Origin of the sequence: Janthinobacterium paucivorans (assembly GCF_051380805.1) — a bacterium.
GTDB classification, from domain to species: domain Bacteria; phylum Pseudomonadota; class Gammaproteobacteria; order Burkholderiales; family Burkholderiaceae_D; genus Janthinobacterium; species Janthinobacterium lividum_D.
The window spans coordinates 11,887-29,604 of the sequence record NZ_JBNYXR010000023.1 but is presented as its reverse complement, the minus strand read 5'-3'; the positions used below and the strand labels follow the sequence as shown (position 1 = coordinate 29,604).

Here is a 17,718-nt window from a genome sequence, read left to right as displayed (position 1 = left end):
TCTGCGCTTGCCCGTGACTTTCGCCAAGATGGATTATGTTGAGTCAGCCTAAGGGATAGCCGAAGGCTGATAAGATGGCGAAAAGGAGAGCTGTCATGCGTTTTGATCTGGTCGACTTGCAGCTGTTTGTCAACGTGGTGGAGGCGGGCAGCCTGACGGCGGGCGCCGCGCGCAGCCATCTGGCGCTGGCCTCCAGCAGTGCACGCGTGCGCGGCATGGAAGAGATGCTGGGCATGCCCCTGCTGCTGCGCGGGCGGCGCGGCGTGGCGCCGACACCGGTAGGGCAGACGCTGCTGCATCACGCGCGCCTCGTGTTGCTGCAAATGGAGAAAATGCGCGGTGAGCTCGGCGAATTTGCGCTTGGCTTGAAAGGGCAGTTGCGCCTGCTGTGCAACACGGCTGCACTCAGCGAATTTTTGCCCGAGGCGCTGGGCGCTTTCCTCGACCGCCATCCGAACCTGACCATCGACCTGGAAGAGCGCCTCAGTTACGATATCGTCAAGGCCGTCTCGGAAGGGCTGGCCGATATGGGCATCGTGTCCGACTCGGTCGACATGCGCGGCTTGCAGACGTTTCTGTTCCGCCCTGACCGGCTGGTGGTGATCACGGCGGCCGATGGCGTGCATCACCGCGCCTTGGGCCATGATGGCGCCGTCGACTTTGCCAGCTTGCTCGATCATGATTTCATCGGCCTGGCCGACGACAGCGCGATGCAGCAGTACCTGGGCATGCACGCGGCGCGCCTGGGCCGTCCGTTGAAGGTGCGCGTGCGCCTGCGCAGTTTCGATGCCGTGTGCCGCATGGTGGCCAGCGGCGTTGGCATCAGCGTGGTGCCTCTGGCGGCGGCAAGCCGCTGCCAGCAGACGATGGCGCTGCGCTGCCTGGAATTATCCGATCCCTGGTCGGTACGCAATCTGACTATTTGCGTGCGCCAGTTCAGTGAATTACCCCTGTATGCGCGCCAGTTGATCGATCATTTGAAAGCGTGACAGGGCATGACAGGAGCAGCGATGCGTTTTTCAGAAGACAAGATGGCCAGCCTGCTGTGCAGCGACCGGGTCGAGCGGCCCATCCACATCTGGCAGCCGCCACCGCCACTACAGCCGCGCGCCGTGATCCTGGCGATCCACGGCGGCATGGCGCATGCGGGCGACTATGTCACGCCGGCGCTGTTCTTCCGCCAGCACGACATCGCCACCGTCAGCTTCGACATGGTCGGCCACGATGGCAAGCGCAAGGTCGATATCGCTTCCTTCGACGCCTTCCTCGACGACGCGCAACTGTTCCTCGCCTGGGTCAAGCAAACGTATCCGGGCGTGCCGATTTTTGTCATGGGCCACTCGATGGGGGGCTTGATCGCCACCCACCTGGGACTGCGGCGTTTTGCGGGCGACCCGGCCATCAAGGGATTTGTCATTTCATCGCCGTACTACGTGAATGCGATTCCCGTGCCGCAGGTGCTGCAGATGCTGTCGGGCTGGCTGGCCAGGCGTTTCCCCCTGATGAAAGTGCCGCTGGGCAATCTGACCATGTTGCTGACGCACGATCAAGCCATCACTGCACGCCATTTCCAGGACGAGCGCGACGGCATCCGCGCCAGCGCCGCGTCGGTACGCTTCGCCCATGCATTGACGTCGGCGCAAAAGCAATTGGCGGGTGGCTTGTCGGATTGGCGCTTCCCCCTGTTTGCCGCAGTGGCGGGCGACGACAAGCTGGCCAACAGCGGCGCCACGGAAAGCCTGCTGCGCAGCGTGCCCGATGGCCTGCTCGACTACCATTTCTACCCGGCCAATTACCACGAGAATTTCAATGAAGTGAACCGCGAGACGATCTTTGCCGCGATCCTGGCCTGGATGGAAAAACTGTGTGTGCCAGCAGCAGTGTGAGGCACAGGTATCGTTATAATCGGCTTAGCTGAATTGACTGCCGGCGTGCCGGCCCGGTCCCCGCGGCACAGGGGAATACTCAAGGAACGAACGATGCGCTTACTGATTGCCCTGATACTCCCGTGGCTGACCTTTTTTACCATCGGCCGCCCGATTGCCGGCATCATTTGCCTGATCCTGCAAATCACCGTGATCGGCTGGCTGCCAGCGACGATCTGGGCCGTGTATGCGCTGAGCCAGTACAAGACGGACCAGAAAATCGCCGAGGCCATGCGCCGCCGCTGATCGTGTTCTAACGCTGGCTTAAGCTGCGTTTCCCATCTTGATTCAAACAACATAAGGACAGTGAGATGGCACCAGACAAACGCGGTACCTTGAGCCTGGCGGCGGCGATGCTGGCCGGCGCGCTGTTGTTGGGAAGTGCAGCGCAGGCGCAGAGTGTTAGCGCTTTGCCGCCTGTGCAAAAGAGCGGCGCGGTGCAATACCTGAGCGGCGGCATCGGCCTCGATGAGTCGTCTGCCATCAAGAGTGCGAGCCGGCATTGGCCCTTGAGCCTGGTGTTTTCCGTGCAAACGGCGGGCAAGGCGCAATTTGCCTCCGACGTGAAGCTGGAAATACGCGATGCCAAGGGCATCATGGTGCTGGAAACGACGGCCAGCGGACCATTCCTGCTGGCGAAACTGGCGCCTGGCAGCTACAGCCTGCGCGCCACCCTGGCCGGCCAGACGTTGGAACGCCAGGTGCAGGTCAAGGCGCGATCGTCGGCGCGCGTGGAACTGGTCTGGCCGGCGGGAACGAACCAGGGCCAGTCTTGATGCCGCGCGTCGTGCTGCTGGCCGCCTTCATCAGCTGACCCTGATCCACTGAGCTTGCATCAGCTGACCGCGAGCACGCGGCCTTCTGCCGCGCTTTGCAGTGCCAGTTCGATCAGGCGTATCGTCGCCGCCGCATCTTCGGCTGCCACGGGCGCCGGTGCGTCGTGGCGAATCGCGTCGGCCATGCCCTGGTAAAAGTCCTGGTAGCGGCCCGCCTGCATTTCCAGGTGTTCGCAATGTCCGTCCGGCTGCGTGCCCAGGTGTAGCGCGCCGCGCACGGGGTCCTTGCCCCAGCCAGGCTGTCCCGGCCTGCCGCCCGCCTTCAGTGCATCTTCCTGCGGATCGAGGCCAAACTTGACGAAACTACCCTTGTCGCCATGCACGGCGAAGCGCGCCGTCGGCGCCTTCACCAGGCAGCCGGCTTGCAGCACGACGCGCAGGCGCTCGTAGTACAGCACAAGGTGGAAATAATCGACTGCCTGGGCGCCATCACGCTGCAGCACGATATCGGCAGACAGTTTTTGCGGCCGGCCGAATAGCTGCATGGCCTGGTCCAGCATGTGCGGGCCCAGGTCGTACAGCAAGCCGCCACCGGGCGCGTCGGACTCGCGCCAGCGCTGGCGGATCTCGGGGCGGAAACGGTCGAAATGCGATTCGACGCTGGTGATGCGCCCCAGCGTGCCTTGCGCCAGCAACGCCTTCAGGGTCAGGAAGTCGCCATCCCAGCGCCGGTTGTGGTACACGCTGAGCACCAGCTTGCGTTCCTGCGCCAGCGCGATCAGGCTCTGCGCTTCAAAGCTGGAAATGGTGAATGGCTTGTCGACCACCACATGCTTGCCCGCTTGCAGGGCCGCCAGGGCCAGGCTGAAATGCGCTTCATTGGGCGCGGCGATGACGACCAGCTCGATGGACGGATCGGCAAACAGCTGCGCCGCTTGCGCATACACGGTCGTATTCGGCCAATCCTTGAGCACGAGCTCCGGTTTGCTGGAGGCGACGGCCGTCAGTTCCAGGGCGTCGACGCTGGACAGCACGGGGGCGTGGAAGGTGGCGCCGGCAAAGCCGTAGCCGACCAGGCCGGTTTTGATCTTGTTCATGGCGGGCTCACAGGTGCGTGGAAGAATCCATGATCATACCCGCAAGCGTGCGTCGCCAGCGCCGATGCGGCGCATAAAAAAAGGGATGCCGCAGCATCCCTTCTTGGTACACAGGCGCTTATCCCGCCAGCTTGGCTTTCAGCAGTTCCGTCAGCTGGGCCGGATTGGCCTTGCCCTTGGATGCCTTCATGGCTTGTCCGATCAGCGCGTTGATGGCCGCTTCCTTGCCTGCGCGGTACTGCTCTACCGACTTGGCGTTGGCCGCCAGGACTTCATCGACGATGGCTTCCAGTGCGCCCGTGTCCGAAATCTGTTTCAAGCCCTTGGCATCGATGATGGTATCGACCAGATTTTCGTCGTTTGATTTGGCTTCCCACATGCCGGCGAAGACTTCTTTCGCCGCCTTGTTCGAGATCGTGCCGTCGGCGATGCGCTTGAGCATGGCAGCGAGCTGCGCGGCGCAGACGGGGGCGTCGTCCAGGTCCACGCCTTCGCGGTTCAGGGTCGACGATACGTCGCCCATCAGCCAGTTGGCGGCGGCCTTGGCGTTTTCCTTGCCGGCCTTGTCGACCACGGCGACGAAATAGGTGGCCATGGCTTTCGATTGCGTCAGCACCAGAGCATCATATTCAGGCAGCGCGTATTCGCTGATGAAGCGCGCGCGCATGGCCGCTGGCAGTTCCGGCATCGAGGCCTTGACCGTGGCGATCCACTCTGGCGAGATAACCAGCGGCGGCAGGTCAGGGTCCGGGAAGTAGCGGTAATCCTGAGCGTCTTCCTTGCTGCGCATTTCGCGCGTTTCCTTGCGATCCGGATCGTACAAACGCGTCGCTTGCACCACCTTGCCGCCGTCTTCGATCAGCTCGATCTGGCGGCGCACTTCGACGTGCACGGCTTCCTCGATGAAGCGGAAGGAGTTCAGGTTCTTGATTTCGCAGCGGGTGCCGAATTCTTTCTGGCCGACGGGACGCACGGAGACGTTGACGTCGCAGCGGAACGAGCCTTCCTGCATGTTGCCGTCGCATACGCCCAGCCACATGACCAGCGAGTGCAGGGCCTTGGCGTAGGCCACGGCTTCGGCGGCGCTGCGGATTTCCGGTTCCGAGACGATTTCCAGCAGTGGCGTACCGGCGCGGTTCAAGTCGATGCCGCTCATGCCCGCATAGTCTTCGTGCAGCGATTTACCGGCGTCTTCTTCCAGGTGGGCGCGCGTCAGGTTCACCGTCTTGGTGACGAATTGGCCATCCTTTTCATAGCCGAAGGTCAGCGCGCCGCCGATGACGACAGGGTCTTCGAACTGGCTGATCTGGTAGCCCTTGGGCGAATCGGGATAAAAATAGTTCTTGCGCGCGAAGACCGAGTGCGGCGCCACCGTGGCGCCAACGGCCAGGCCGAAGCGGATCGCACGGTCGACGGCTTGCTTGTTCATGACGGGTAGCACGCCCGGTAGCGCCAGGTCGACGGGGCTGGCCTGTGTGTTGGCGTCGGCGCCGTACTTGATCGGCGAACCGCTGAAAATTTTGGATTCGGTCGTGAGCTGCACGTGGTTCTCAAGACCGATGACGACTTCCCATTGCATAGTGTTCTCGCTTATTTTTTGGTGGCGCCGCCATGGCGGCGCGAATTTTTTCTTAGATGCCGGCAGTTGCGTTGCCTGGAGCGCGTGTATGCCAGTCTGTCACTTGCTGGAACTGGTGGGCCACGTTCAGCAGCTTGGCTTCGCCAAAATAATTGCCGATGATTTGCAGGCCGACGGGGCGCTTGGCATTTTTTTCGCCGCTGCCGAAACCGCAAGGGATCGACATGCCGGGCAGGCCGGCCAGGCTGGTCGACAAGGTGTAGATGTCGGCCAGGTAGTTCGCCACCGGATCGTCCGTTTTGTCGCCCAGGTCCCAGGCGACAGTTGGCGCGACCGGTCCCATGATGACGTCGCAGACGGCGTTCGGGCCATTTAGTACGGCGTCGAAATCTTGCGCGATCAGGCGGCGGATTTTTTGCGCCTTCAGGTAGTAGGCGTCGTAGTAGCCGTGGCACAGCACATAGGTGCCGACCATGATGCGGCGCTGCACTTCCGGGCCGAAGCCCTGCGCGCGCGATTTCTTGTACATGTCCTGCAAGTCCTTGTACTCGGTGGCGCGGTGGCCGTAGCGCACGCCGTCGTAGCGCGACAGATTGGACGACGCTTCGGCCGGCGCGATCATGTAGTAGGCGGGAATCGACAGGGCGGTGTTCGGCAACGAGATGTCGACCAGGGTGGCGCCCAGCTTTTCATATTGCGCCAGCGCGCCGCGCACGGCCGCTTCCACGTCCTTGGCCAGGCCCTCGCCGAAGTATTCGCGCGGCACGCCGATGCGCAAGCCCGTCAGGGGCTGGCCCAGTTCGCGTGAAAAATCTTCCGCCACGCCGCCCTGTTGCGGTGACAGGCTGGTCGAGTCGCGTTCGTCGAAGCCGGCCATGGCGCTCAAGAGCAGGGCGCAGTCTTCGGCCGAGCGGGCCATCGGGCCGCCCTGGTCCAGCGACGAGGCAAAGGCGATCATGCCGAAGCGCGAGACGCGGCCATAGGTGGGCTTGATGCCGGTGATGCCGCAAAACGCGGCCGGCTGGCGGATTGAGCCGCCCGTGTCGGTGCCGGTGGCCGCTGGCGTCAGGCCGGCAGCAACGGCGGCGGCCGAGCCGCCGGACGAGCCGCCAGGCACTGCTGTTGTATCCCAAGGATTCTTGACGGCGCCGAAGGCCGAGTTCTCGTTGCCGGAACCCATGGCAAATTCATCGCAATTGACCTTGCCCAGGGTGACCATGCCGGCCGCCTGGAATTTTTCCACCACGGTGGCGTCAAACGGGCTGGCGTAGTTGGCCAGCATCTTCGAGCCGGCCGTCGTGCGCCAGCCTTTAGTGACGAACAGGTCCTTGTGCGCGATCGGCACGCCCGTCAATGGCGTGGCCGTGCCGGCGGCGATGCGCGCATCGGCTTCGGCAGCTTGCGCCAGGGTCAGATCACGGTCGACGTGCAGGAAGGCGTTCGAAGTGTCCGCTGCGATGCGGTCGAGGAAGTGCGTCGCCAGTGCAACGGCGGAAATTTCCTTGTTCTGCAAAAGCGTGGACAGCTGTTTGATGGATTTTGTATGCATGGCGTTTCTATTTTGATATTCGACGGGAAGACAAAAGCATGGAGCTGCGCTTTACTCGATTACTTTTGGTACCAGATAGAGTCCATCCTGGACTTTCGGTGCCACGGCCTGGTAGGCCTCGCGGCGATTTGCCTCGGTGGCAATGTCCTCGCGCAAGCGCAAGGCGATATTGTCCATGTGGGCGGCCAGCGGATGGCTCAGGGGGGCCACGCCATCGGTATTGACGGCTTGCATTTGTTCCGCCAGTGCAAAAATCTTGTTCAATTGGGCCAACGACGTGACGGCCTGATCGTCGGCCATTTCGAGTTGTGCCAGGTGGGCGATGCGTTTTACGTCGGAGAGTGTCAGGGACATGGCGAATGGCGCGGAGTGCCGCGCATTAGTATTAAGTTGGCGTTTTGATAAAACGCGAGTATGTACTGCTCTTTTGCGCATAAAAGCCAAGGAATGCCGCGTAATTTGCGGCTGCAAGAGTCGCACTTTTCCATGGTTTTTGAGCAAATCGCATTCAAATTATAAGGTAGAATGGCGGGTTAATGCGTTGCCGGCGCTGATGGACTGCTGCCGCAGCATAGAAAAGATTGCGCAAGCGCTAAGCGACACCCGAGAAAATCGTCTTCATGGATTTTCATGGGGCCTGAAAGCGCCCGCTTTGAAACTCCCCATAAACAGCTTTTGCGCAGCTCGATGCGCTACAGGACACTCATGTTTGGTTTTTTACGCAGGTATATCTCCACCGATCTGGCCATTGACTTAGGCACGGCCAACACCCTTATCTATGTGCGCGGCCTCGGTATTGTCCTGGACGAACCATCGGTCGTCGCCATCCGCCAGGAAGGCGGTCCGAACGGCAAGAAGACCATTCAGGCAGTCGGCAAGGAAGCCAAGCAAATGCTGGGCAAGGTGCCGGGCAATATCGAAGCGATCCGCCCGATGAAAGATGGCGTGATCGCCGACTTCACCGTGACCGAGCAGATGCTCAAGCAATTCATTCGCATGGTGCACGATTCGAAATTCTTCCGTCCATCGCCGCGCATCATCATTTGCGTGCCGTGCGGTTCGACCCAGGTCGAGCGCCGCGCAATCCGCGAATCGGCGCTCGGCGCCGGCGCATCGCAGGTCTACCTGATCGAAGAACCGATGGCTGCGGCCATCGGCGCGGGCTTGCCCGTGTCCGAAGCGACCGGCTCGATGGTAGTCGACATCGGTGGCGGTACCACGGAAGTGGGCATCATTTCGCTGGGCGGCATGGTCTACAAGGGTTCCGTGCGCGTGGGCGGCGACAAGTTCGATGAAGCCATCGTCAACTACATCCGTCGCAACTACGGCATGCTGATCGGCGAACAAACGGCCGAAGCCATCAAGAAGGCCATCGGTTCGGCTTTCCCTGGCTCGGAAGTGAAGGAAATGGAAGTCAAGGGCCGCAACCTGTCCGAAGGCATTCCGCGCTCGTTCACCATTTCCAGCAACGAGATTCTCGAAGCGCTGACCGACCCGCTGAACAACATCGTCTCGGCTGTGAAGAACGCGCTGGAACAGACTCCGCCGGAACTGGGCGCCGACATCGCCGAAAAAGGCATGATGCTGACAGGCGGCGGCGCACTGCTGCGCGACCTGGACCGCCTGCTGATGGAGGAAACCGGCTTGCCGGTGCTGGTGGCCGAGGACCCGCTCACCTGCGTGGTGCGCGGTTCCGGGATGGCCCTGGAGCGTATGGACAAGCTCGGCTCGATCTTCTCCTACGAATAATCGGATCAACGGGCCGGAGAGCGGGTCTCCGGCTTTGGTTTTGGCGCCGGCGTTCGACCGGGGCTTGCACGTTGGCGTACTGCGCCTGATTATTGGATGTCATGGAATACAGTCCTCCGCCACTTTTCAAACAAGGCGCTTCCGCCCGCGTCAAGATGATGGTGTTCGCCGGCATTTCTATCGCCCTGTTGCTGCTCGATTCGCGCATGCACGCCTTGACGGCCGTGCGCCAGGCAGTCGGCACCGTGCTGTACCCGGTGCAGATGGCTGCCCTGGTGCCGCGCGATGTGGTGCTTGGCGTCGGCAACTACTTTTCTTCGCTGTCCGCGCTGGAAAAACAGGTGCGCGACCTGAAGCACGAACAAATCGCCTCGGCACAGATCATGCAGCAGGCGCAGCTCAATATCGTTGAAAACAACCATTTGCGTAAATTGATGGAGGCGCGCGAACGCGTGCCCGTCAAGACCCTGATGGCTGAAGTGCTGTATGACACGCGCGATTCTGCCACGCGCAAGCTCGTGCTGGACCGGGGCATGCAGCATGGCGTCGAGCTGGGCCGCCCCGTGATCGACAACCTGGGCGTGGTGGGACAAGTCACGCGCGTGTTTCCGTTCACCTCGGAAGTGACCTTGCTGACCGATGAAGAACAGGCCATTCCGGTGCAGCTGCTGCGCAACGGCGTGCGCAGCGTGGCCATCGGCCGCGGCAAGTCCGGCACCATGGAGCTGCGCTTTACGGCCCCCACCGCCGACATCCAGATCGGCGATATCGTTATTACCTCGGGCCTCGACGGCCTGTACCCGGCCGGCCTGGCCGTGGCGCGCGTGACGCTGGTCGAGCGCAATGCGCATGGTCCATTTGGCCGCGTCGTGTGCCAGCCTCTGGCCGGCATCGAACGCAATACCCAACTGCTGATCTTGATGACCTCGCCCGAGATGCCGGCCCGCCCGCCGAGCGAAGAAGTCAAGACGGGCCGCAAGATCGCTGGCAAGATGGCGCCGATCAAGGAAGCGGCCAAGGAGCCTGCTGCCGGTGCCGCGCCCGTGCCGGCGCCCGCCACGCCGGCCGTCAAGCCACCCGCCAGCCCGCTTCCCAAACCGGCGGCGCCTGCGGCTGCCACCACACCAGTTGCCGTGCCACCGAAGGAAGCGACACGATGAACCGCCCGCATTACATCCTGCTGCCGGTCAGCCCCCTGTTCATCGGTTTTTCCCTGCTGTGCGCTTTTCTGCTGAACCTGCTGCCGTGGGGGCAGTTCGTCGGCGTGCCTGATTTCGTCGCCCTGGTGCTGGTTTTCTGGGGTGTCCACCAGCCGCGCAAGGTCGGCATCGGTATGGCGTTCTTCATGGGTTTGATGATGGACGTGCACGACTCGACCCTGCTGGGCGAGAATGCCTTGGCCTACACCTTGCTGTCCTACTTCGCCATCATGATGCACCGCCGCGTGCTGTGGTTCCCCATCCTGACCCAGGCGCTGCACGTACTGCCGCTGCTGCTGCTGACGCAGGCCTTGCAGTTGCTGACGCGCCTGATCGTCTCGGGCCGTTTCCCCGGCTGGCTCAATTTCATCGAGAGCTTCGTCGCCGTGGCCCTGTGGCCCTTCGTTACATGGCTCCTGCTGGCGCCGCAGCGCCGCGCCGTGGACCGTGACCATAACCGGCCGATTTGACGCGCGCCTGCCATGACTGAACTTAAGAATACCGAGCGCGAACTGCATTTTTTCCGCATGCGCCTGAGCATCCTGGGCGCGCTTGTCTTTCTCTGCTTTTCACTACTGCTGGCACGCTTCATCTGGCTGCAGGTGATCAAACACGAAGACTACGCGACCAAGGCCGAAGACAACCGCATCGCCGTGGTGCCCATCGTGCCCACGCGCGGTCTGATCCTTGACCGCAACGGCGTGGTTTTGGCGCGCAATTACTCGGCCTATACGCTGGAAATCACGCCATCGAAACTGAGTACCAGCCTCGATTCGGTGATCGACGAGCTGTCAACCTTGGTGCAGATCGACATCAAGGATCGCCGCCGCTTCAAGAAGCTGCTGGAAGAATCAAAGAATTTTGTCAGCGTGCCTCTGCGCACGCGCCTGACGGATGAAGAAGTGGCCCGTTTCACGGCCCAGCGTTTCCGCTTCCCCGGCGTGGAGGTGCAGGCGCGATTGTTCCGCCAGTATCCGATGGGCGAGGTAGCGTCGCACGTGGTCGGCTTCATTGGCCGCATCAACCGCAATGAAGCCAAGGCGCTGGACGAGGGCGATGACGCGGCAAACTACAACGGCACCGACCATATCGGCAAGGAAGGCCTGGAAAAAAGCTATGAAAAGCAGTTGCATGGCACCACCGGCTACGAAGAAGTGGAAGTGTCGGCCGGCGGGCGCGCCATGCGCACCTTGTCGCGCACGGCAGCGACGCCTGGCAATAACCTGATCCTGTCGATCGACATCGAATTGCAAAAAGTGGTCGAGGAAGCGTTTGGCGAATGGCGCGGTGCGGCCGTGGCGATCGATCCGGCCACGGGCGATATCCTGGCCTACGTCTCCAAGCCCGGCTACGACCCTAACCTGTTTGTCGACGGCATTGACCAGCAAAGCTGGAATGAACTCAATACCTCGCTGGACCGGCCGATGGTGAATCGCCCCCTATCGGGCACCTACGCGCCAGGCTCGACCTTCAAGCCCTTCATGGCGCTGGCCGCCCTTGAATTGGGCAAGCGTACGCCGAGCCAGTCGATTGCCGATCCCGGCTTCTTCATCCTGGGCGGCCACACCTTCCGCGATGACAAGGTGGGTGGCCATGGCACGGTGGATATGCACAAGTCCATCGTCGTATCCTGCAACACCTATTACTATCAGCTGGGCCGCGATATGGGCATCGATGCCATCCACGACTTCATGAAGCCGTTTGGCTTCGGCCAGTTGACGGGTATCGACCTGAATAATGAAAAGACGGGCGTGCTGCCGTCGATGGAATGGAAGCGCAACCGCTTCAAGGCGCCACAGCAGAAAAAATGGGTGGGCGGCGACACGATTTCGGTGAGTAACGGTTCCGGCTACAATTCCTATACGCCGCTGCAAATCGCCCACGCAACAGCCAACCTGGCCAATAACGGCGTGGTGATGAAGCCGCATCTGGTGAAGATCATCGAAGACGCCGCCACGCGCGCGCGTACCCTGACGGTGCCGAAGGAAAGTTACCGCATCGCGCTCAAGCAGGAAAACATCGATACCATCAAGCGCGCCATGGTGGGCGTGACCAGCGAACAGGGCGGCACGGCCGCGCGCATCTTCGCTGGCGTGCAGTATACGGTGGGCGGCAAGACGGGTACGGCGCAGGTGGTGGGCATCAAGAAAAACGAGAAGTACAATGCCAAGCTGCTGGCCGAGCGCCTGCGCGACAATGCCTTGTTTACGGCCTTCGCGCCGGCCGACAAGCCGCGCATCGCGATTGCCATCGTGGTGGAAAACGCGGGCTTCGGTGCCGGCGTGGCTGCGCCGATTGCGCGCAAGGCGCTCGACTATTACCTGCTGGGCAAGCGCCCAAGCGACAAGGAAAAAGACACTACCAAGGTGCCGAAGGAAGATGTCGACGAAGTGCGCACCCTGGAAGAAATCACTGATGAGCAGGCTGCCCCGGCGGCGCCTGCCAGGTAACAATGAAACGTTTCCCATTACGCGAGGCGCACGCGATGGCGGCGCGCCAGACCCCAAGGCAATAAGGAAGCACATGCCCATTAACGAGAGGCGCTCGCTGTGGCGGCGCGCCAAGCCCTATCTGGCGGTGTTTGATCCGCCGCTGATGATCATCATCCTGATGCTGCTCTGTACCAGCCTGCTGACCCTGTATTCTGCCAGCATCGGCATTCCCGGCAAGATCGAGGACCACCTGCGCAACATCTTGCTGTGCTTTTTCGTCATGTGGGTGGCAGCCAACGTCACGCCGCAGATGATGATGCGCATCGCCGTGCCCGCGTACACGGTATCGGTGATACTGCTGGTGGCCGTGGCGTTGTTCGGCACGATCAAGCTCGGTGCGCGGCGCTGGCTGCATCTCGGCGTGATCGACATCCAGCCGTCCGAGTTCCTGAAGATCGCCACGCCCCTGATGCTGGCCTGGTTCTTCCAGCACAATGCGGGCGCCCTGCGCTGGAAATCGTTCCTGATGGCGGCCGTGCTGTTGCTGGTGCCCGTCTACCTGATCGCGCGCCAGCCCGACCTGGGCACGGCACTGCTGGTGGTGGCGGCCGGCTTTACCGTCATCTTCCTGGCGGGCCTGTCATGGAAAGTACTGGCCGGCTTGCTGATCACCTTTGTTTGCTGCCTGCCGATCGCCTGGTCGCATCTGCATGATTACCAGCGCGACCGTGTAATGATGCTGATCGACCCGACCAAGGACCCGCTGGGCAAGGGCTTCCATATTATCCAGTCCATCATCGCCATCGGCTCCGGCGGCATGACGGGCAAGGGCTGGACGCACGGCACCCAGGCGCACCTGGAATTTGTCCCGGAGCGCACGACCGATTTCATCTTCGCCGTGTATTCGGAAGAGTTCGGTCTGGTGGGTAATCTGATGCTGATGCTGATGTATTTGCTGCTGGTGGGACGGGGCATGATGATCGCCGCCAACGCCCCCAGTTTTTTCACTCGCCTGCTGGCAGGAGCGATCACAATGATTTTCTTTACGTATGCGTTCGTCAACATGGGCATGGTCAGCGGCATCGTGCCGGTGGTCGGCGTTCCCCTGCCTTTCCTCAGCTATGGCGGTACCGCGCTGCTGACGCTGGGCGTGGCCACCGGTATCCTGATGAGCATCCAGCGTCATCGCAAGCTGGTGCAGACCTGATGCGCGCGCCTTTCGATACCTTCGCCATGCGCGGGCTGGGCTTGCTTGCTTTGCTGAGCCTAGCCGCCTGCGGCACCTCGCCGCTCAAGCCTGCAGCCAATAATGTGCCGCTGCCGTCAGGCGGCAAGGCCAAGTCCGCCGCGCGCCCGGATCCGACCCTGCCGGTGTTGCCGGCGGCCGGCTCCGGGCGCGGCGGCTACTACAAGGATGATGGCCCGGGCGACAATCCGCCGGCCAACCTGCGCGATGTGCCGGATGCGGAAGTGCGCAACGAGCCGTATTCGACGCGCTCGAATCGTCCCTACGTGGTGTTTGGCAAGACGTACACGCCGATTACCGACAACGAACCGTTCACGCAGAAGGGCACGGGCACCTGGTATGGCAAGAAATTCCATGGCCAGCGCACTTCGTCGGGTGAAATCTACGATATGTACAAGATGACGGCGGCCCATCCGATCTTGCCGATTCCCTCGTATGCGCGCGTGACGAGCATCGACAGCGGCGCGCAGGTGATCGTGCGTATCAATGACCGTGGTCCCTTCCACGCCACGCGTGCGATCGATGTATCCTACACGGCGGCGCTGAAACTGGGCTTTCTGGGCAAGGGTAGCCATCAGGTAGTGGTGGAACGCTTGCTGCCAGCCGATATCGACGCCATGCTGGCGGCGCGAGCGGCGCCCAAGCCTGTACCGTCGGTGGTGGCCATCTCCATCGATACGCCAGTGGAAACGGGCACCGTGCTGCAGCCGCAGGTGTCGACGCAAATGCTGCCCGTCGATGCGACGCTGGCGATGCCGGCTCCGGCGGCGCTGCTGAGCGGCTTTTATTTGCAGTTGGGTGCCTACTCGCGCGCCGATAATGCGGAAACCGGGCGTGCGCGCCTGGCACCGTACGCGGCGGGCCTCGGTACGCTGGCGGTGGTGCAGGCAGGCAATTTGTTCCGTCTGTACGGCGGACCGTTCTCCAGCCGTGCCGATGCGGCCCGCGCAGCGGCGAATTTGCCGGAATCGACAGGCATCAAACCCATCGTCATTCAAAGATAAAGCACCTGACAAAAGCGTAGCGAGCATCGCAGCTTGCCATCGCGACGCGCACCAGGTTTGGTCAGGTGCTTACTTGCAGCTGCGCAGTTCCTGGTCCGGGAACTGTACCTTGATCTTTTCGAGGCGCGCGCGCGTAGCGGCATCGAGGTCGCGGAACTGGTAGGCCATCTGCTTGCTGGCGCTGTAGCGTGGCGCGATGCGGGCGCTGTGCACGCCCTGCCTGTTGAGCGATGCCAGCTGGTTTTGCGCGCCGCCTTCCGACTTGAAGACGCCCAGTGAAATGCCCCAGCGCAGCGCGCTGCCTTCATTGATGATGAAGTAATTCGTCACGCCCAGCTGCTTCAACTCGCCGGCCTTGCGGTCGGCGCCTTCCTTGCTGCCCTGCGGCGGGATGTACACCATGTAGCTGGAAATGTCTTGTCCGGCCACGTTGCGGCGCGACTGGCGCTCGCCCAGGTCCAGCGCTGCCACTTGTGCCTCGAAGCGGCGCCCGTCAGCGAGCAGGAAATTGCCCACCTCCGTGCAGGCATACGATGTTGGCGGCTCCGGTACGGCCGGTGCTGGCGTCGCAGCTGCCTCGGCGGGCGTTGGCGCAGCCGGTGTCATGGCCTGCTCCTGCGTCAGCAAGCTGAGCTTGCCCGCCTGCAGCTGGTTTTTCAGGCGCGCCGGTTCGCGCGTCTCGCTGCGAAAACTACCCAGATAACCCTGGCCGATGGCCAAGACCAGCAGGTTGATGCCGGCCAGCAGCCAGAAGACGAATTTCAGCATACGTGGTTTCCTTGTGTTCCTGCGGCACCGGCGCGCGCGGATGCCTGCAGGCCGAGCATGACGATATTGTCCACCAGTTGCAGCGGTACCGCCAGTGCCAGCGCCGGCGCGATACGCGCGGCGGCGCCGCCTGACAGCAGGCAGGCGCTGGCGCCGTGCATGCGCACTGCCCGTTCGATGGCGCCCGCTTGCGCGGCCAGGCATCCACTCAAAATGGCATCGTCCGTGTTGTCGGCAAAGCCGGCTGGCAGCGTGATGTCGCCGGCGATTTGCGGCAGCTGCGCTGTGTTGCGCGCCAGCGAACTGGCCATCAATCGCAATCCTGGCAAGATCATGCCGCCGAGGAAAACGCCATCGGCCGTGATGGCATCGATGGTGGTGGCGGTGCCGCAATTGGCGACGATGACAGCTTGGCCAGGCGCCAGCACACGCGCGCCGATAGCGGCGGCAAAGCGGTCGCAGCCCAGCTGCGACGGCTCGCGGTAAGCGTTCCTGATACCGGCCAGTTGCGCCAGTGAGGCAAAGTCGCGCGCAGCTACCGGCAGCATGGCCCGCAGGCGCATGCCGATGGCGCTGCCCGCGACGTTCGACAGCAGCGCTGCGCTGATGGCGAGCTTGGCCCATTGGCCTGCCAGCGTGTCGATCTGCGCATGCGCGACAGCGCCGCTGGCCAGCCAGCCGCCGACGTCACTTTCGGCGGCCACGAGTGCCCATTTGATGCGCGTATTGCCGGCGTCTATCAGCAGTAGCATGTGCTTACTCCCCGCTCAGGCGCAGCGACACGTCGCCCGATATGATTTCCTGCAAGCCGCCCTCGGTGTGCAGCAGCAGGCGTCCCAGCTGGTCCACGCCAGCAGCCATGCCTTGCTGCAGCAGCTGGCCGTTGTCGAGGATGTTCACGCGCTGGCCCTGCCAGGCGTGGAGCAGATTCCAGCGTTCGGTAAACGGCGCGAAGCCGGTGTCGTCGAATTCGGCCAGCACGCCGGCCAGACGGCTGAGCAGGGCCGCCACCAGCGTATTGCGTTCCATCTGCGCCAGCCAGGGTACGGCCGAGACGCTGCGTCCGATCTGCTGTTCCAGCGCATCGGGCATCAGCAAATTGATGCCACAGCCAATCACGGCCCACACGCCGCCACTGTCGTTGCCCTGTGCCTGCTGCGTCTCGACCAGGATGCCGGCCAGTTTATGGCCATCCTTGAGTATGTCGTTCGGCCACTTCAATTGCACCGGCACGCCCAGGGACGTCATGCTTTCTGCCAGCGCCACGCCGACGGCCAGCGGCAGACCGACCAGTTGATGCAGCGGCCCCTTGAAGCGCCAGGCTAGCGAGAACATCAGGCTGGCGTCCGGCTGCGACACCCAGCGCCTTCCGGCGCGTCCGCGTCCGGCCGTCTGCTGGCCGGCGATGCGCAGGGTCGGCCCAGTCAGTGTGGCGCAGCGCGCCAGCAGGTCGGCGTTGGTCGAGCCAGTTTCGCCGACTACTTCGATGGCTACGTGGGAGGCGCCCGCGGCGCAATGGGCGGCGATGGCCGCGCTGTTCAGGTCTGAGTGCTTCGTCATTTTTTTTGGGTGGTTTTACTGGCTGTCGCCGGATGGCTTGCTACGCGCCTTGTGCGGCGCATTCGCGAAGGCCATGTCGTAGATGGCATTGGGCAGCACGCGCAGCAGCTTGGCGACGACGCCCATCTGCCACGGGATCACGCGGTAACTGTCACCGTCGGCGATGGCGCGCGCGGCGCGCGTGGCGAATTTTTCGGCCGGCATCAGGAAGGGCATGCGGTAGGCGTTGAGGCGCGTCATCGGCGTGTCGATGTAGCCGGGTGTGATGGTGACGACCTTGATGCCGGCCGGCTTGAGTTCCAGGCGCAGCGATTCGCAGTAGCTGATGACGGCTGCCTTCGAGGCGCTGTAGGCTTCGGCGCCGGGCAGGCCGCGTATGCCGGCCACGCTGCCGATGCCCACCAGGCGTCCGCTGCCCTGGGTTTTCATGGCAGCGATGAAGGGAGCGAAGGTGGCAACGGTGGCCGTGACGTTGATGGCGATGAGGCGCGCAAAGGCGTCGAGGTCTTCCGCGTGTTCGGTCAGAGTGCCGAACGACACGCCGGCGCTGGCGATGACGATGTCGATTTGCCCGGCATGGGCGATGAAGTCCTGCGCCGCGTTTTTCAGCGCGGCGTGGTCGCATACATCGACGGCGTAGGCGCGGTGGCGTTCAGGGTGGGGCAGGGAGGCGATCAGCTGCTGCAGCGTATCGCCGCGGCGCGCCAGCAAACCGAGGCTGGCACCCTGGCGCGCGTATTGCCGCGCCAGAGCGGCGCCCAGTCCGCTCGACGCCCCGGTGATGAAAACGCTGCGCATCAGGCGATGCGCGCGTGCCAGGGCAGCGCCAGGGAG

General features: G+C 62.7%; 18 protein-coding genes. 10 read left to right on the top strand and 8 right to left on the bottom strand.

Annotation, left to right across the window (positions count from 1 at the left end):
* The first annotated feature begins 95 nt into the window (after positions 1 to 95).
* The 4 genes from ACQ4V8_RS20945 to ACQ4V8_RS20930 all read left to right on the top strand — a co-directional run bounded on the left by ACQ4V8_RS20945 (position 96) and on the right by ACQ4V8_RS20930 (position 2,701).
* On the top strand, positions 96 to 989 hold the full coding sequence (locus ACQ4V8_RS20945; RefSeq protein WP_010393168.1) for a LysR family transcriptional regulator: 894 nt from the start codon (positions 96 to 98) through the stop codon (positions 987 to 989).
* A 21-nt stretch (positions 990 to 1,010) separates the two neighbouring features.
* Positions 1,011 to 1,886: an alpha/beta fold hydrolase gene (locus ACQ4V8_RS20940; protein WP_010393170.1), complete on the top strand. Its 876-nt coding sequence runs from the start codon at positions 1,011 to 1,013 to the stop codon at positions 1,884 to 1,886.
* Positions 1,887 to 1,979: 93 nt separating this feature from the next.
* A complete protein-coding gene (locus ACQ4V8_RS20935; protein ID WP_010393172.1) occupies positions 1,980 to 2,171 on the top strand; it encodes a YqaE/Pmp3 family membrane protein in 192 nt (63 codons plus the stop codon).
* Between the two features lie 65 nt (positions 2,172 to 2,236).
* Positions 2,237 to 2,701, top strand: coding sequence for a hypothetical protein (locus ACQ4V8_RS20930; protein ID WP_010393174.1), 465 nt, complete (start codon positions 2,237 to 2,239; stop codon positions 2,699 to 2,701).
* Between the two features lie 59 nt (positions 2,702 to 2,760).
* Here ACQ4V8_RS20930 and ACQ4V8_RS20925 read toward each other — a convergent pair whose 3' ends face one another.
* From ACQ4V8_RS20925 to gatC, 4 genes are all read right to left on the bottom strand, one after another.
* The gene (locus tag ACQ4V8_RS20925) at positions 2,761 to 3,798 is read right to left on the bottom strand and encodes an oxidoreductase (protein WP_436572117.1); all 1,038 of its coding nucleotides are present in this window, start codon (positions 3,796 to 3,798) and stop codon (positions 2,761 to 2,763) included.
* 118 nt (positions 3,799 to 3,916) lie between these two features.
* Positions 3,917 to 5,392: an Asp-tRNA(Asn)/Glu-tRNA(Gln) amidotransferase subunit GatB gene (gatB, locus tag ACQ4V8_RS20920; RefSeq protein WP_436572123.1), complete on the bottom strand. Its 1,476-nt coding sequence runs from the start codon at positions 5,390 to 5,392 to the stop codon at positions 3,917 to 3,919.
* 37 nt (positions 5,393 to 5,429) lie between these two features.
* The gene (gene gatA, locus ACQ4V8_RS20915) at positions 5,430 to 6,926 is read right to left on the bottom strand and encodes an Asp-tRNA(Asn)/Glu-tRNA(Gln) amidotransferase subunit GatA (protein ID WP_010393182.1); all 1,497 of its coding nucleotides are present in this window, start codon (positions 6,924 to 6,926) and stop codon (positions 5,430 to 5,432) included.
* 51 nt (positions 6,927 to 6,977) lie between these two features.
* On the bottom strand, positions 6,978 to 7,280 hold the full coding sequence (gatC, locus tag ACQ4V8_RS20910) for an Asp-tRNA(Asn)/Glu-tRNA(Gln) amidotransferase subunit GatC (protein ID WP_010393184.1): 303 nt from the start codon (positions 7,278 to 7,280) through the stop codon (positions 6,978 to 6,980).
* A 351-nt stretch (positions 7,281 to 7,631) separates the two neighbouring features.
* On the opposite strand from gatC, the gene ACQ4V8_RS20905 reads away from it, so the two are divergent.
* From ACQ4V8_RS20905 to ACQ4V8_RS20880, 6 genes are all read left to right on the top strand, one after another.
* On the top strand, positions 7,632 to 8,675 hold the full coding sequence (locus ACQ4V8_RS20905; protein ID WP_010393186.1) for a rod shape-determining protein: 1,044 nt from the start codon (positions 7,632 to 7,634) through the stop codon (positions 8,673 to 8,675).
* 101 nt (positions 8,676 to 8,776) lie between these two features.
* Positions 8,777 to 9,835 (top strand): rod shape-determining protein MreC, encoded by a 1,059-nt coding sequence (mreC, locus tag ACQ4V8_RS20900; protein WP_070345829.1) that lies wholly within the window; start codon positions 8,777 to 8,779, stop codon positions 9,833 to 9,835.
* A complete protein-coding gene (gene mreD, locus ACQ4V8_RS20895; RefSeq protein ID WP_010393191.1) occupies positions 9,832 to 10,344 on the top strand; it encodes a rod shape-determining protein MreD in 513 nt (170 codons plus the stop codon). The genes mreC and mreD overlap by 4 nt, the downstream gene beginning before the upstream one ends.
* A gap of 12 nt (positions 10,345 to 10,356) precedes the next feature.
* Positions 10,357 to 12,324: a penicillin-binding protein 2 gene (gene mrdA, locus ACQ4V8_RS20890; protein WP_070345828.1), complete on the top strand. Its 1,968-nt coding sequence runs from the start codon at positions 10,357 to 10,359 to the stop codon at positions 12,322 to 12,324.
* Between the two features lie 73 nt (positions 12,325 to 12,397).
* Positions 12,398 to 13,513 carry a rod shape-determining protein RodA gene (gene rodA / locus ACQ4V8_RS20885; protein ID WP_010393195.1) on the top strand — a complete coding sequence of 372 codons (1,116 nt, stop codon included), beginning with the start codon at positions 12,398 to 12,400 and terminating at the stop codon, positions 13,511 to 13,513.
* Positions 13,513 to 14,556 (top strand): septal ring lytic transglycosylase RlpA family protein, encoded by a 1,044-nt coding sequence (locus tag ACQ4V8_RS20880; RefSeq protein ID WP_010393197.1) that lies wholly within the window; start codon positions 13,513 to 13,515, stop codon positions 14,554 to 14,556. The genes rodA and ACQ4V8_RS20880 overlap by 1 nt, the downstream gene beginning before the upstream one ends.
* 69 nt (positions 14,557 to 14,625) lie before the next feature.
* On the opposite strand, the gene ACQ4V8_RS20875 is transcribed toward ACQ4V8_RS20880, so the two are convergent.
* From ACQ4V8_RS20875 to ACQ4V8_RS20860, 4 genes are read right to left on the bottom strand one after another with little or no spacing between them, the layout of a single operon-like run.
* Complete coding sequence (locus tag ACQ4V8_RS20875) at positions 14,626 to 15,324, bottom strand: SPOR domain-containing protein (protein WP_436572116.1); 699 nt, start codon at positions 15,322 to 15,324, stop codon at positions 14,626 to 14,628.
* Positions 15,318 to 16,076, bottom strand: a complete 759-nt coding sequence (locus ACQ4V8_RS20870) for a type III pantothenate kinase (protein WP_010393201.1) — start codon at positions 16,074 to 16,076, stop codon at positions 15,318 to 15,320. The genes ACQ4V8_RS20875 and ACQ4V8_RS20870 overlap by 7 nt, the downstream gene beginning before the upstream one ends.
* 4 nt (positions 16,077 to 16,080) lie before the next feature.
* Positions 16,081 to 16,884 (bottom strand): biotin--[acetyl-CoA-carboxylase] ligase, encoded by an 804-nt coding sequence (locus ACQ4V8_RS20865; RefSeq protein WP_070345826.1) that lies wholly within the window; start codon positions 16,882 to 16,884, stop codon positions 16,081 to 16,083.
* Positions 16,885 to 16,899: 15 nt separating this feature from the next.
* Positions 16,900 to 17,682 carry an SDR family oxidoreductase gene (locus tag ACQ4V8_RS20860; protein ID WP_070345825.1) on the bottom strand — a complete coding sequence of 261 codons (783 nt, stop codon included), beginning with the start codon at positions 17,680 to 17,682 and terminating at the stop codon, positions 16,900 to 16,902.
* Positions 17,683 to 17,718 lie beyond the last annotated feature (36 nt).

Excerpts from the sequence above, each read along its gene's own strand:
- ACQ4V8_RS20945 (WP_010393168.1), top strand. The coding sequence starts at position 96 with ATGCGTTTTGATCTGGTCGACTTGCAGCTGTTTGTCAACGTGGTGGAG.
- mreD (WP_010393191.1), top strand. The coding sequence starts at position 9,832 with ATGAACCGCCCGCATTACATCCTGCTGCCGGTCAGCCCCCTGTTCATC.
- ACQ4V8_RS20870 (WP_010393201.1), bottom strand. The coding sequence starts at position 16,076 with ATGCTACTGCTGATAGACGCCGGCAATACGCGCATCAAATGGGCACTC.
- ACQ4V8_RS20930 (WP_010393174.1), top strand. The coding sequence starts at position 2,237 with ATGGCACCAGACAAACGCGGTACCTTGAGCCTGGCGGCGGCGATGCTG.
- gatC (WP_010393184.1), bottom strand. The coding sequence starts at position 7,280 with ATGTCCCTGACACTCTCCGACGTAAAACGCATCGCCCACCTGGCACAA.
- ACQ4V8_RS20875 (WP_436572116.1), bottom strand. The coding sequence starts at position 15,324 with ATGCTGAAATTCGTCTTCTGGCTGCTGGCCGGCATCAACCTGCTGGTC.
- ACQ4V8_RS20860 (WP_070345825.1), bottom strand. The coding sequence starts at position 17,682 with ATGCGCAGCGTTTTCATCACCGGGGCGTCGAGCGGACTGGGCGCCGCT.
- ACQ4V8_RS20935 (WP_010393172.1), top strand. The coding sequence starts at position 1,980 with ATGCGCTTACTGATTGCCCTGATACTCCCGTGGCTGACCTTTTTTACC.
- mrdA (WP_070345828.1), top strand. The coding sequence starts at position 10,357 with ATGACTGAACTTAAGAATACCGAGCGCGAACTGCATTTTTTCCGCATG.
- ACQ4V8_RS20940 (WP_010393170.1), top strand. The coding sequence starts at position 1,011 with ATGCGTTTTTCAGAAGACAAGATGGCCAGCCTGCTGTGCAGCGACCGG.
- rodA (WP_010393195.1), top strand. The coding sequence starts at position 12,398 with ATGCCCATTAACGAGAGGCGCTCGCTGTGGCGGCGCGCCAAGCCCTAT.
- ACQ4V8_RS20925 (WP_436572117.1), bottom strand. The coding sequence starts at position 3,798 with ATGAACAAGATCAAAACCGGCCTGGTCGGCTACGGCTTTGCCGGCGCC.
- mreC (WP_070345829.1), top strand. The coding sequence starts at position 8,777 with ATGGAATACAGTCCTCCGCCACTTTTCAAACAAGGCGCTTCCGCCCGC.
- ACQ4V8_RS20905 (WP_010393186.1), top strand. The coding sequence starts at position 7,632 with ATGTTTGGTTTTTTACGCAGGTATATCTCCACCGATCTGGCCATTGAC.
- ACQ4V8_RS20880 (WP_010393197.1), top strand. The coding sequence starts at position 13,513 with ATGCGCGCGCCTTTCGATACCTTCGCCATGCGCGGGCTGGGCTTGCTT.
- ACQ4V8_RS20865 (WP_070345826.1), bottom strand. The coding sequence starts at position 16,884 with ATGACGAAGCACTCAGACCTGAACAGCGCGGCCATCGCCGCCCATTGC.
- gatA (WP_010393182.1), bottom strand. The coding sequence starts at position 6,926 with ATGCATACAAAATCCATCAAACAGCTGTCCACGCTTTTGCAGAACAAG.